The following is a 13,158-nucleotide window of genomic DNA, read 5'->3' as shown; positions in this document are numbered from 1 at the left end:
TAATTCATAATTCATAATTCTTTTTCTGCGTCAATATCAACCGCAGCGATGTGTCCTTGGTGATATACGCCCATGCCCAGTTGATGAATATAATCAGTTTGTTTTTTACACTTAAGATCAGCATCAGGTGTACAAACATCCATGTCAGCCAGGCAAAAAAACCTTTGAATTTGATAAAAGGTAAATCCACAACTGCCTTGTTCTTACCAATGGTTGCCATGGAACCGAGATCTTTATACTCAAATTCTTTCAGCGTTTTATTTTTTTGCAGCGCTTTAAGATTGGCAGCTAAATTCTTTGCCTGATTGATTGCCACATTGGCCAGCTGTGGGTGCCCTTTCGGATACTTCGGTGTTTCCATGTACGCAATATCACCAACTGCATATACATTGGTATAACCTGACACCAAACTTGTACGGTCAACCTTCATCCGTTTTGCCGGCCCGTATACAGAATCATTCAATCCTTCAAATGTATTGGTAGTAACACCGGCCGCCCAGATCAGACTTGCCGTCGGAATTTTTTCTCCGTTACTTAATTCAGCAATTTTTCCGTCGTAATTTTTAACAACCAATTCCGTTTGCACTTCCACGCCCATTTTTTCCAGGTACATTCTGGAAGCTTTGTGTGCAAGATCACTCATGCTGTTTAATGTATTCTTGCTACCTTCTACCAACCGGATCCGTAGTTTTGAAAAATCAATTCCGGGATAATCTTTAGGTAGAATATTTTTTTTAATCTCTGCAAAGGCGCCGGCAAGTTCAACACCCGTAGGCCCGCCACCTACAATCACAATATTGAAGAGGGCTTCCTGTTCTTCTTTCGATGCATACATGATCTTTTCAAAATTGATCAATACATGATTACGCAACGCAATGGAGTCACTGGTTGATTTTAAGGTGTACGCATTCTCTTCAATTATTTTATTACCAAAAAAATTTGTTTTACAACCTGCGGCGATAACAAGATAATCGTAAGTAAAATCACCGATGTCAGTATGTACAGTATTTGCCTGAGGATTGATTGCCGTTACATCTGCTAAACGAATCTGGACATTCTTATATTTTTGAAAAATTTTACGGAAGGGGAATGAAATACTTGACGGCTCCAGCTGAGAAGTTGCTACCTGATAAAATAAAGGTTGGAACTGATGATGATTAATTTTATCCAGCAAGGTTACGTTAAATAACTTCTGATCTAAATTTTTAATCAGCTGCACACCTGCAAAGCCGCCGCCAACAACTACAACATTCTTCTTATTTTCCATAGTTTCTGTTTCATTTATAGTTTGAATCTAAAACTATTTTTGATATCTGCCAATTAAAAATCTACATATCGTTTTTTTACAACATATTCCATGAAACTTGAAATTAAACAGCTATGATTTCTGAAGGTTATTTCTATTTTATATAGAAAAAAACAGGTCCTCCCTCACAACCTTGTGAATAATCAACACTGATTAAAAAGTAACAGACTTTATCTGAAAATAATTCTGTTTTTTATATCAACATCAAATTAAGGCATGTAATTTGTATGATAATAACTATCATATATTGTTTAAATTATAATAATCAGTTACCACTAAAAATAATTCTGCCTTTATGAAAAAAATAATTCCGCCTTTTATTCTTCCATTTTTACTTTTACTACCTGTATTGATCAAAGCTCAAAATTTTTCAAAAGAAGATGTTGATTTTATTAAATGGGTAAGAAAAAGTGCGTATACCAAAATGTATACAAACGATTCTATGATCTCAAAAACAGTTGATCCTGCAACCATACTTCCCTGGCAAAGTCCGGCATTGAAAAATACTGATGCTATAATAGACTCGTTGCACGCAACAATAAAAAGTGATGTATCCTCAGAATATATATCTTTATATGGATTATTCCCGAAAGGGATAATCAAACAGGATTGTGATCTTTTCAAAACAGAATTAATTTCATACAGCATTGTAAATGAAAAGAACCAAAAAGTACAGATTGATACGGGGAAAGTTTCCGTCGCTATCGGTCAATATTATAAAAATAACGAACCGGTCCGTTACACGCTTGATTTTAAATTACCCAAGCATACAGAGGGAAAAACATATAAAGGATTTATAGAATATGAGATTAGTGCTCCGGCAGAATTTAATACTGTTACAATTACCAAATCTGACATAGGGAAAAAATATACAATCAATAATCATGTCTTTACAGTTATAGCCTTTACTAAAAATTATGTTGCATTAAAAGCAGACTCCTCTATTAAAAATATTGATTTTGATTTCTCAGGAACAGATGCTGCAAATAAAAAGTATAAACAAAAATTTGTTCAGATGGAAGGTTATAAGACAGCTCTGGGAAAAAGCAGTTTCGTCATTTCAGAAGAAATGTATACCTACTACATTAACCATCCGAAATTATCAGACGAGGAACTTAACACATATATCAATGATTATATAAATAATCATGAACGTGAACTTGTTGTAGGTGAAGCTCAGATCCTGGTTATTCAGGATATTGGCTATATGGAAAAAATGTTTTGTTACTGGCCTGCTTCTTTAAAAAAGAAGCGCTTCAAACAGGAAATTGATCTAAGGTATTTTTGATAATACTAAATTAATACTGCCAACGTATTTAGTAATATGTTGGCAGTATTAATTTTTATTTTCGCATATACTCACTTCTGTCAAATACTTTGGTCATAAGTCCGCCAATGGTTATGCGGGCATAATATCCTATATTATTTGCTGTTCCGAAGGAACCTACTTTTTCATCGGATCCGTTATACATCCACATATTATTTTGCGGAGTGATATGTACACCCAGGTCAATACCCAGCTGAAGTTGTTTTCCATAACGGGTATGGTTGCATATTTTTCTGTATGAAATACCTGCATTAATACTTCCACCGAGGGAAGAAAAATTTCCCTTTTGATTGGCACGTATCATAAAGTCCGGATCAACCCAATCGGTATTTGTTTTATTTTTAATAACCATGCCGCTGTATACGCCGCCAATACCGATAAACGGAAATGCCATACATTTGGGTTTGTCTAAAACCAGATATCCAAAATTAAAATAACCGAATCCCTGAGATATATTGGTAGACATAAATTCGTCGTTTGTGACTCTGCGTTGCAACCCGCCAAACTCACCGCCAAACATGAATCTGTGGCAAATGGTATAACCGGAAAAATTCATTGAAAAAGCGCCGGCATCAATATTATAATCATTGCCGAAATTGGTCTTCATCTGATCTGATAAACCGTCAAACTGTGTGTACTGATATCCAAACCCTATGGAATGAATCATGCGGACAGAATCTATTTGTGCCTGAGACAACAGGCTTGTTAGTAGTAATGAGGTGATAAGTATTATCTTTTTCATGTTGGTTATCTTTGGTTAGCTGATGTATTTAACTATATATAAATTAAGAAAGAATTTTCATTAATCAATGTTAGGTTGTATTTTTAATTCATGTTCAACATCATCGTATTCACCCCCGAAGAAAATCATCCGCATGAAGCAGCAATATTGCATGCGCTGGTACGTGCATATAATATCACCATACACGTGCGAAAGCCTGATTTTACTGAAGAAGCGTACCGATCATACCTGACAGATTATGCAAGTATTCTTTCACACATGGTTTTACATGAACATCATGATTTAGCAAAAGAGTTTGCTGTTAAAGGAGTTCACCTGAAAGAGCGTGACAGGAATGATGCAAAAGAAATTGATCCGGATGTAAAAGTAATCTCAACATCTTTACATAACATAGCAGACGCTGCAAACCTTTCTATACCCTTTGAGTATATTTTTTTTAGTCCCTTATTCAAAAGTATTTCAAAAAAAAACTACGGCATAAATAATACCGCGGCAACATTATCGCAAATGGTATCTGATTTAAAAAACAAAACAACCATTCCGGTAGTCGGTTTGGGCGGGATCACCGGAGAAAATATTGCGTTGGTTAAGAACAGCGGGTTCGACGGAGCGGCCATTCTTGGTGCTGTTTGGGAGAGCGAGAAACCGGTTGAGGCATTTGATAGGATTTATACAGCTGCGTTAAATTCCAAATAACAAAACACAAATTACAAACGGAGGAACCACTGCAACGTTTCTCATAGCAAAGCTCCAGGGTTTTAAAAACATCGGAGCTTTCGTTTTCTTAATAATAAGCAGTTAATTCTAAATAAGATTTGATCTTATAGCAGCTCTCCAAGGGCTAATAACCCTTGGAGAGCTGCTATAACAAACGATTATTCAATTAAGAAATAGTGGTTGGTGAACTATACAGACCAAGGAAATTTCTTCTTAAGAAACGATTACACTTTACACTCTAAACTTTACACGAATATTTAAGCATAAATTAAAATTCCTGCAAGCCGCCTTTTAAATTGTAAACATTTTTAAATCCTTTCCCATACAAAAAGTCAACGATCTTTCTGCTGCGGCCGCCCATCTGGCAATGCACAATCACAGGAACATCTTCGCGGATACGGTTCAGGTTATCTTTAACAGTATTCATCGGAATTAATTCTCCGCCGATATTTTTCTGTTCATATTCATGCGGTTCCCGCACATCGATCAGTTGAAAGACAACATGCTTTGCTTTCCACGTATCAAATGTTTTCTTATCAATATCAGGCGACATTTCACAAACCTCTTCATACGTGCCAAGTTCTTTAACAACGCTTGCAACCGGATCTTTAAATACTTTCAGTTTCTGCACATCATTGCTCAGTGCATCATACATATACAACACGCCGCTCATCACATCCCCTTTCTCCAGAATGATCTTGATTACTTCATTGGCCTGCAGCGTACCAATAATTCCCGGCAACACACCAATCACACCAATTTCCGAACAGTTCGGAACTTCACCGGCAGCAGGAGGTTCAGGGAACAAACATCTATAGGTAGGGCCGCCTTTGTAATTAAAAACACTTACCTGTCCTTCAAATTTAAAGATTGAACCGAATACCAGGGGCTTGTTTAAGATTACGCATGCATCGCTCACCAGGTAACGTGTAGCGAAATTATCAGAACCATCAACAATAATATCATAAGAAGAAAAAATATCCAGTGCATTGGATTTCGACAGCCATACCGGATATACATCAATATTTATTTCAGGATTTAATGCACTCAAGCGCTTCGCTGCCGTTTCCGCTTTCGACTTGCCTTCGTCTTCGGTTGTATACAATACCTGACGCTGCAGATTTGTAACATCTACTTTATCCGCATCAATAATACCGATCCGGCCTACGCCTGCCGCCGCCAGGTACAATAACACCGGACAACCCAAACCACCTGCACCTACAACCAGTACAGAAGCGTTGGTGAGTTTAGCCTGGCCAGCGAGGCCAACTTCGGGAAGGATGGTTTGACGAGAGTAACGACTCATGTTTTAATATTAAATGTTTACTTAGTAAAATTCCAAATAACAAAAAACAAATTACAAACTACTACGGAGTAAAAATTCCAAAAATCAAATACCAAAATCCAAACGGATAAAATATATTGATTTATTCTAAAGAAGTTTGGAATTTGTTTTTTGTTATTTGGAATTTCTACTCAGAATCTTCAGCTACACATCATACGCCTGTGCCCAGTCCTTCCATACCGCTTCATAGCCCGCATCTTTCAGCATCGCTGCAATTTCCTGCGGTGTACGTTCGTCGGAGATTTCGAATTGCTCGAGTGACTCCTTCTCTACCACATAGCCGCCCGGATTTGTCTTAGAACCGGCACTCATAGAGGTAATGCCCAGTTTTATAATATGATTCCTGAACGCTTCCGTTTCGCGTGTGGAAATGGAAAGCTCCAGTTCCTGATCGAACAAACGATATGCACAGATCAACTGCACCAGTTCGCGGTCATTCATGATCACTTTCGGCTCTGTATTCCCTACATATGGCCGCAAGCGCGGAAACGACAAGGAATATTTCGTTTGCCAGTATTGTTTTTCCAGGTAATTTAAATGCAGGGCGGTGAAGAAACTATCTACGCGCCAGTCTTCCAAACCGATCAGCACACCCAAACCAATCTTATCTACACCTGCGCGCGCCGCACGATCCGGCGTATCCAGACGGTAATAGAAATTTGATTTCTTTCCTTTCGGGTGGTGTGTTTTATATTCTTCCTGGTGATACGTTTCCTGATAGACCAATACGGCATAAGCGCCTGCATCAATCAGGGTTTTATATTCATCTTCATCCAGCGGCTGCACTTCAATGGAGATCTGTGCAAAATATGGACGAAGGATTTCAATCGCATGTTTTAAATACGGCACACCAACCAGTTGATTCGCCTCTCCCGTTACCAGCAGCACATGATCGAAGCCCATTTCCTTTATGGCTTTTGCTTCACGGATGATTTCTTCGTCACTCAGTGTTTTACGACGCAGTCTGTTATCCATGCTGAAGCCACAATAGGTACAGATGTTCTGGCACTCGTTCGACAGGTACAGCGGCACATACATCTGCATAGTTTTACCGAAACGCTGTAAGGTACGCTGATGGCTGCGTTCCGCCATGGCAGGCAGATAAGGAGCCGCCGCCGGAGAGATCAATGCCTTGAAATCTTCCAGATCCAGATTCTCTTTGGACAATGCACGCTCTACATCCAATGCTTTTTTAGCATAGATGGAAGCATATACATCTTTCCAGGAATACTGATCGAAAATTTCTTTAAACTGTGACATGTATTAATTTATATCATTCAGAAAAGACAAGAGCGGACTGCTGGCATGGGCGGCATTGCTTACCGGAGCAAGTTTTGCCAGATGCGCCATACGTCCGGCTTCAACGGCCATGCCGAAGGCTTTACCCATGGCTTTGGTATCACCGGCAACTGCCATTGCTGTATTCACCAGCACAGCAGAAGCACCAAGCTCCATGGCTTCTGCCGCCTGTGAAGGTGCTCCGATACCGGCATCTACAATCACTGGTACATTGCTTTGTTCAATAATTATTTCCAGGAAGTCGCGTGTACGCAAACCTTTGTTGCTGCCAATCGGCGAACCTAATGGCATCACAGCGGCACAACCTACTTCTTCCAATCGTTTACACACAACCGGATCAGCATGTATATAGGGCAATACAACAAAACCGGCTTTCACCAGCTCTTCTGCTGCTTTCAGCGTTTCGATCGGATCGGGCATCAGATATTTCGGATCAGGATGAATTTCCAGCTTCAGCCAGTTTGTCTGCAAGGCTTCCCGTGCAAGGGTTGCAGCAAACACTGCCTCCTTCGCATTCCGCGCACCGGAAGTATTCGGCAACAGGTTAAAGTTTCCTTTTTTCAGCCATTTCAGAATGTCATCTTCCTGGCCATCTATGTCTATCCTGCGCAAGGCAACCGTTACCAGTTCAGAACCGGAAGCCTGCAGCGCATGAAACATTTCCTCTCCCGTAGCAAATTTACCGGTACCGGTGAAGAGGCGGGAGTTGAATGTTTTATCTGCTATTTTTAGTTGATCACTCATGGTATGTTGGATTATGAGTTAATTTTAAATTCCAAATAACAAAAAACAAATTCCAAACTACTACGGAGTAGAAATTCCCAAAATCCAAATACCAAAATCCAAACGGATAAAATATATTGATTTATTCTGCATGTATTCTAAAGCAGTTTGGAATTTGTTTTTTGTTATTTGGAATTTATAAACTGTTATTTGAAGTAACTTCAATTATTTTCCTAAGAACTGTTTTACAGCAGCTGTCGGGTTCTGAGCCCGCTTAATCGCTGACGACACTGCTACTCCGTGCAAACCTATATCATGCAATTGTTCCAGGTCCTGAACGGTAATCCCGCCGATAGCAATGATCGGAACACGGATGCCGTTTACAGAACAGCTTTGCAGAATTTCGCCATAGCCTTCAAAGCCCAGCACCGGACTTAAATTCTTTTTTGTTTCTGTGAAACGCAGGGGACCAAGTCCTACATAATCCACGCCGGCTTCGTACAAGGCTTCAACATCCTCGAAGGTGTTTGCAGTTCCGCCAATGATGAAATCTTTGCCCAGGATCGAACGTGCTTCCGCAACCGGCATATCTTCTTTGCCAAGATGCACACCATCCGCACCTACACGCCTGGCCAGCTTCGGATAATCGTTGATGATGGAGTATGCTTTGTATTTTTCGCACAAGGCCACAAACGAATCTGCCAGGTTGTACATTTCTTTTTCATTGCGGTTTTTCACGCGTAGCTGTACCCAATTCAAGCCTGCTTTCAGCAGTGGCTCCAGGCCTTGCGTGGTATCCGTAATGTAATGTAGGTTTGAAATCGCCATCTTTGTTTATTAATGTATTCCTAATTTTGTTTCAGAAGAACTGAAAAAGCCGCACATGTATTTGGATGCTTTTTCACTCGCTTCTGCTAATGTATTTCCCTGCGCCAGGTAAGACGCAATCGTAGACGAAAGTACACATCCGCTGCCGTGTTTCTTGGCAACAACACTGCGTTCTTTAGGAAACTCCGTCATCACGCCTTGTACGAACAAACGATCTACAAGAATCTCTTCGTTGGAATGCCCGCCCTTCAGATACACATTCGTATGCATCGATAGAATCATGGCTGCTTCCAGCGGATTCCGGTCATCAGTCAGCATCTGTATTTCCGGGTAGTTTGGTGTCAGCACATAAATTTTTGAAAGCAATATTTTAATATCCGCATTCAGCTTCATGAATTCTTTTCCGGAAGTCGTACTCAGGATCGGATCCAGTACAAACTTCATATCCGGCTTGATGCTCAACACGTAATCAATGATCGCTTCCGCCATCGACAGATCTTTCAGCGCACCCAGCTTGGTAACGCTGATCGGATAATTCTCCAGCAAAGGTTTTAGCTGCGTTGTAATCTCCTTGACCGAAAACCATTGTACATGCTCGCAGGTATCTTCCGTCTGCGCCGTTAAACAGGTCGCCACGGCGAAGCCATAACTTCCGGTTGCGGTAAATGTTTTCACATCTGCCAGAATACCCGCGCCAGCCGTAGGATCCAGCCCGGCAATGCTTAATACATATGGTTTATCTAGTGAAGAGTACATGAGTAGTTATTATTTTGCTCTAATGGAAATTCGAGTGTTAAATTCCAAATAACAAAAAACAAATTCCAAACTGCTCTACAAACCGTTGGCTAAAGTCAACGGCAATGAAAGCTAATCAGCTCTTATTATTAAGATTTGCCCGGCTTCATTGCCGTTCCATTTATGGGACGGTTTAGGTGATTTCTTTCCAAACTGCTATAATTTCACCATGGCCTGTGACACACAGGCCATCTTTCTTTATCTAACAGTTCCGTGGCCTGTGTGCCACAGACCACGGTGAGGAGATTTTGGTATTTGATTTTTGGAATTCCTACTCCGTAGTAGTTTGGAATTTGTTTTTTGTGTTTTGGAATTTCTACTTATATGTTAAACATATAAGTCCCCACCAACCTTCTTAAACTCTTCCGACTTCGCTTTCATTCCTGCTTCCAGGCTGGCTGTGTCGTTCAGTCCGTTTGCTTCTGCATAGTCGCGTACTTCCTGTGTAATTTTCATCGAGCAGAAATGCGGTCCGCACATCGCGCAGAAGTGCGCGATCTTCGCGCCTTCTGCCGGCAATGTTTCATCGTGGAACTCACGCGCTGTATCCGGATCAAGCGACAGGTTGAACTGATCTGCCCAACGGAATTCGAAACGTGCCTTACTCAATGCATTATCTCTGTTCTGCGCACCCGGATGGCCTTTCGCAAGATCGGCAGCGTGAGCCGCTATCTTATACGCCATTACGCCATCCTTCACGTCTTTTTTATTCGGTAAACCTAAATGTTCTTTCGGTGTTACATAACACAACATCGCCGTACCGAACCAGCCGATCATGGCTGCACCGATGGCAGATGTGATGTGGTCATAACCCGGAGCGATATCTGTTGTCAATGGACCAAGCGTGTAGAACGGTGCTTCGTGGCACTCCTTCAACTGCTTGTCCATGTTTTCCTTGATCATGTGCATCGGCACGTGACCCGGACCTTCAATCATTACCTGCACATCGTGTTTCCACGCGATCTCGGTAAGTTCACCCAATGTTTTTAATTCATTGAACTGTGCCTCATCGTTGGCATCCGCCAAACAACCCGGACGCAGACCGTCTCCCAGCGAGAAGGCAACGTCGTATGCTTTCATGATCTCACAGATCTCTTCGAAGTGTGTATACAGGAAGTTTTCTTTGTGATGTGCCAGACACCATTTCGCCATGATCGAACCGCCGCGTGATACAATACCAGTCACACGTTTCGCCGTAGATGGAATGTAACGCAGCAACACACCTGCGTGGATCGTGAAGTAATCTACGCCTTGCTCAGCCTGCTCAATTAATGTATCGCGGAAAATTTCCCACGTTAAATCTTCTGCCTTACCGTTTACTTTTTCAAGCGCCTGGTAGATCGGCACGGTACCAACCGGCACCGGACAGTTACGGATGATCCACTCGCGTGTCTCATGAATATTTTTACCTGTTGAAAGATCCATCAGGGTATCTCCGCCCCAACGGCAGCTCCATACCGCTTTCTCTACTTCTTCTTCAATGGAAGATGTTACAGCAGAGTTACCGATGTTTGTATTGATCTTTACCAGGAAGTTACGGCCAATGATCATCGGCTCGCTTTCCGGATGGTTGATATTTGATGGAATGATTGCACGGCCGCGTGCTACTTCTTCGCGCACAAACTCCGGCGTAATTACTTTTGGAATCGCCGCGCCGAAACTTTGTCCTTCGTGCTGATCCCATAATGATTTGATAGAACCGTCTGCAGCCTGTAGTTCCTGGATGCGGTTGTTCTCACGGATGGCGATGTATTCCATCTCCGGCGTGATGATACCTTTACGCGCGTAGTGCATCTGAGAAACATTTTGTCCCGGCTTTGCACGCAGCGGTTGCTTCAGGTGTTCGAAACGCAGGTGATCCAGCGATGTATCGCTGTTGCGTTTATTGGTATATTCAGAAAGCGAATCTTTTTGTTCTTCCACATCACCTCTGTCCAGGATCCATTGCTGGCGCAGACGCGGCAAGCCTTTGCGGATATCGATCTCCACGTTCGGGTCGGTGTAGGGGCCGCTGGTATCGTATACCGTAACCGATGGATTCTTCTGGCGTCTTTCCGCAGCGCCTTTTACGCCTGTATGGATCACCGTGTCTTCCAGTTTGATTTCACGCATGGCCACCTTTACAGATGGATGCAGTGTTCCTTGTACATAGATCTTCTGAGATCCTGTAAGTGGTTCGCGCGTGATCTGCGGCGCCATGTTGGTGTTTTGTGTAGTCATGTGTTATCCTCCTTGAGTTGCACGAATAAGTAATACCGCGTCATTGTCTTTCAATACACAACTCTCCCACTCCGATTTCGGTACCACCTGCTCGTTGATAGCAATGGCAATCCCCTGCGGACTGGCGATGGAGAGTTTTTCGAACAGCGCGCTGAGCTTAGCGGCATCAGGCAGTTCAAGTGTTTTGTTATTGACAATAACGTTCATTACACAGATGAAGTGAATGGTTTAACTGTTTAAGCAAAACGCTTTATGGGCATGAGAAATTGATGGTGAGTTGAAAACCGGGGAAATGGTTTTCGGTTCACTTTTTCCTTTCGCAGGTATCAGCCTGATCAGGTTCAAAGGGTATAATCTCAGTCGCGATTAAATTGGTATTCTATCGGGACACCCCTAAAGCGTGTTCGTATTATATACAAATAACGTAGTTTTTGGGAGAAAAGCAAGGGCTTGGGGCGGGAAGTTTGGGAATGAGGGGTTTGGGTGGAAAAGTGAGGGATAAGTCTAGTGGAGGAATGATTCTATTTAATAGAACTTAACAACTATTAATCTACATTTTCATGCAAATAAGTGTAATCATAGATTATCATCGACTTTTTAATGATGAAGGCAAATCAATAGATGATTATTTATCTAAGATTGGTCGAACTGAATTATTAAATATTTGCACTTATTTTATATCATTCGGACCTAACTCATCTTATAATAATTATAAAGATTTTTTAAATCACCTTTTAGTGAGCAAAGAGAATCAATCTATTTTCACTCCTGTTGGCATCACCAACATCTTGCTTAACCACGACTCAACCCGCTGTTGTGCCAACGGCCAACAGCCCACTACCCTATCCTAACCAGCTAAATCATTTACATCACAGCGCCGAGGCCTCCGCCCTTGTCGGAGTTCCCAAGGTAAACAAAAAACTGTTTTATGAATAACTGATAATTCCCTGGGTCTCCAACAAGCCTGCATTAGCGAAACAACAAAAAATACCTGCTCATTATTTAAATGAATTCAATAACACATATCAGAGCTTTATAGAGATAGCTTGTCGGAGACCCGGGAAAATAGCATACTGCCGTTTAATAACCATTTATTGTCCGGGAACTCCGACAACGGCGTTAGTCAACTCCCTACTATGGTTTACTGATAGCGATAGTCATTGACATACGGACAAATACTAACTGATCATTATTTTTTCCCGGGCTCCATTCAGGCATTTGTCTTAGCATGGTTGTTATCATTTTTGCATCTTCAAAAGGTGTGCCCAGACGATATTCTACTTTCGATATATTGCCTGATGTATCAATAACTACAGAGAAAATTATTTTAGAAGCAGATAAATGGGTTATATGTTTCTGTATAAATTCTTTCTTTGCTACTTCTCCGCCAGGGTATTGCGGCATGGTTGAGGCATAAAAAAGTATTTGATCGGGTTTATATATTGATGCATAAAAATCACTGATTGGCGAAGGGATTTCTCTAGTATATCTGATCATAGTGTACTGATAAACTATTTCGTTTCCGGTTGCACGATAATATTGTTCTATAACAAGCCTGTCCTGTGAAGATTCAACAAGTCGGTACTTTTTATATCCGCCGCTTTTTAAGTCACTTTTGGGAGAAAAGAATTCAATGATGCTATCCTTTCTCACAACAAACTTATCTCCTAATAAATTTGCTTTTTCATAACAGATCGAATCTTTCCCGAAAATGATAAAAAAATCAGATTCACTTTGGTTTCCTTTTATCAAAATGTCTTTTTCGTCAAACCCGAATTTAAGTTTCCGATCATGTTCAACCCAATTGCCAACAATATCCTTATTGGAAAGTGCGTATGTTGACACAGATAACAGCA

Annotated in this window: 11 protein-coding genes, 1 pseudogene and 1 riboswitch; of the genes and pseudogenes, 2 read left to right on the top strand and 10 right to left on the bottom strand. The window is 41.2% G+C overall.

The genetic code is table 11. The annotated features are described in order from the left end of the window. Positions 1-4: 4 nt before the first annotated feature. Positions 5-1,267 carry an NAD(P)/FAD-dependent oxidoreductase gene (locus tag ACTHJT_RS15215; RefSeq protein ID WP_440239731.1) on the bottom strand — a complete coding sequence of 421 codons (1,263 nt, stop codon included), beginning with the start codon at positions 1,265-1,267 and terminating at the stop codon, positions 5-7. A gap of 334 nt (positions 1,268-1,601) precedes the next feature. On the opposite strand from ACTHJT_RS15215, the gene ACTHJT_RS15210 reads away from it, so the two are divergent. Further along, complete coding sequence (locus ACTHJT_RS15210) at positions 1,602-2,594, top strand: hypothetical protein (RefSeq protein ID WP_440239729.1); 993 nt, start codon at positions 1,602-1,604, stop codon at positions 2,592-2,594. 55 nt (positions 2,595-2,649) lie between these two features. Here the strand turns inward: ACTHJT_RS15210 and ACTHJT_RS15205 are convergent, their stop codons facing one another. Continuing rightward, complete coding sequence (locus ACTHJT_RS15205) at positions 2,650-3,375, bottom strand: hypothetical protein (protein ID WP_440239727.1); 726 nt, start codon at positions 3,373-3,375, stop codon at positions 2,650-2,652. 90 nt (positions 3,376-3,465) lie between these two features. On the opposite strand from ACTHJT_RS15205, the gene ACTHJT_RS15200 reads away from it, so the two are divergent. After that, complete coding sequence (locus tag ACTHJT_RS15200; protein ID WP_440239725.1) at positions 3,466-4,071, top strand: thiamine phosphate synthase; 606 nt, start codon at positions 3,466-3,468, stop codon at positions 4,069-4,071. Between the two features lie 289 nt (positions 4,072-4,360). On the opposite strand, the gene moeB is transcribed toward ACTHJT_RS15200, so the two are convergent. The 8 genes and pseudogenes from moeB to ACTHJT_RS15160 form a co-directional block, all read right to left on the bottom strand. Further along, the gene (moeB, locus tag ACTHJT_RS15195) at positions 4,361-5,398 is read right to left on the bottom strand and encodes a molybdopterin-synthase adenylyltransferase MoeB (RefSeq protein ID WP_440239723.1); all 1,038 of its coding nucleotides are present in this window, start codon (positions 5,396-5,398) and stop codon (positions 4,361-4,363) included. A 183-nt stretch (positions 5,399-5,581) separates the two neighbouring features. Further along, positions 5,582-6,697 carry a 2-iminoacetate synthase ThiH gene (gene thiH / locus ACTHJT_RS15190; RefSeq protein WP_440239721.1) on the bottom strand — a complete coding sequence of 372 codons (1,116 nt, stop codon included), beginning with the start codon at positions 6,695-6,697 and terminating at the stop codon, positions 5,582-5,584. A gap of 3 nt (positions 6,698-6,700) precedes the next feature. Continuing rightward, on the bottom strand, positions 6,701-7,480 hold the full coding sequence (locus tag ACTHJT_RS15185) for a thiazole synthase (protein WP_440239719.1): 780 nt from the start codon (positions 7,478-7,480) through the stop codon (positions 6,701-6,703). 204 nt (positions 7,481-7,684) lie between these two features. Further along, positions 7,685-8,287 carry a thiamine phosphate synthase gene (locus ACTHJT_RS15180; protein ID WP_440239717.1) on the bottom strand — a complete coding sequence of 201 codons (603 nt, stop codon included), beginning with the start codon at positions 8,285-8,287 and terminating at the stop codon, positions 7,685-7,687. Between the two features lie 9 nt (positions 8,288-8,296). After that, positions 8,297-9,043, bottom strand: coding sequence for a hydroxymethylpyrimidine/phosphomethylpyrimidine kinase (locus tag ACTHJT_RS15175; protein WP_440239715.1), 747 nt, complete (start codon positions 9,041-9,043; stop codon positions 8,297-8,299). Positions 9,044-9,409: 366 nt separating this feature from the next. After that, positions 9,410-11,302, bottom strand: a complete 1,893-nt coding sequence (gene thiC, locus ACTHJT_RS15170; RefSeq protein WP_440239713.1) for a phosphomethylpyrimidine synthase ThiC — start codon at positions 11,300-11,302, stop codon at positions 9,410-9,412. A 3-nt stretch (positions 11,303-11,305) separates the two neighbouring features. Then, positions 11,306-11,509 carry a sulfur carrier protein ThiS gene (thiS, locus tag ACTHJT_RS15165; RefSeq protein WP_440239711.1) on the bottom strand — a complete coding sequence of 68 codons (204 nt, stop codon included), beginning with the start codon at positions 11,507-11,509 and terminating at the stop codon, positions 11,306-11,308. A gap of 87 nt (positions 11,510-11,596) precedes the next feature. Beyond that, positions 11,597-11,707, bottom strand: a riboswitch (TPP riboswitch). Between the two features lie 729 nt (positions 11,708-12,436). Further along, positions 12,437-13,158: pseudogene (locus tag ACTHJT_RS15160) on the bottom strand (hypothetical protein); the annotation flags it as partial.

The sequence above is a fragment of the Cytophaga sp. genome (genome assembly GCF_051961495.1).
Lineage (GTDB): Bacteria > Bacteroidota > Bacteroidia > Cytophagales > Cytophagaceae > Cytophaga.
This window is presented reverse-complemented; position numbering and strand designations above follow the sequence as displayed.

Coding starts and splice junctions, on each gene's coding strand:
- ACTHJT_RS15210 (WP_440239729.1), top strand. CDS start 1,602: ATGAAAAAAATAATTCCGCCTTTTATTCTTCCATTTTTACTTTTACTA.
- thiS (WP_440239711.1), bottom strand. CDS start 11,509: ATGAACGTTATTGTCAATAACAAAACACTTGAACTGCCTGATGCCGCT.
- thiH (WP_440239721.1), bottom strand. CDS start 6,697: ATGTCACAGTTTAAAGAAATTTTCGATCAGTATTCCTGGAAAGATGTA.
- ACTHJT_RS15205 (WP_440239727.1), bottom strand. CDS start 3,375: ATGAAAAAGATAATACTTATCACCTCATTACTACTAACAAGCCTGTTG.
- thiC (WP_440239713.1), bottom strand. CDS start 11,302: ATGACTACACAAAACACCAACATGGCGCCGCAGATCACGCGCGAACCA.
- ACTHJT_RS15200 (WP_440239725.1), top strand. CDS start 3,466: ATGTTCAACATCATCGTATTCACCCCCGAAGAAAATCATCCGCATGAA.
- moeB (WP_440239723.1), bottom strand. CDS start 5,398: ATGAGTCGTTACTCTCGTCAAACCATCCTTCCCGAAGTTGGCCTCGCT.
- ACTHJT_RS15215 (WP_440239731.1), bottom strand. CDS start 1,267: ATGGAAAATAAGAAGAATGTTGTAGTTGTTGGCGGCGGCTTTGCAGGT.
- ACTHJT_RS15185 (WP_440239719.1), bottom strand. CDS start 7,480: ATGAGTGATCAACTAAAAATAGCAGATAAAACATTCAACTCCCGCCTC.
- ACTHJT_RS15175 (WP_440239715.1), bottom strand. CDS start 9,043: ATGTACTCTTCACTAGATAAACCATATGTATTAAGCATTGCCGGGCTG.
- ACTHJT_RS15180 (WP_440239717.1), bottom strand. CDS start 8,287: ATGGCGATTTCAAACCTACATTACATTACGGATACCACGCAAGGCCTG.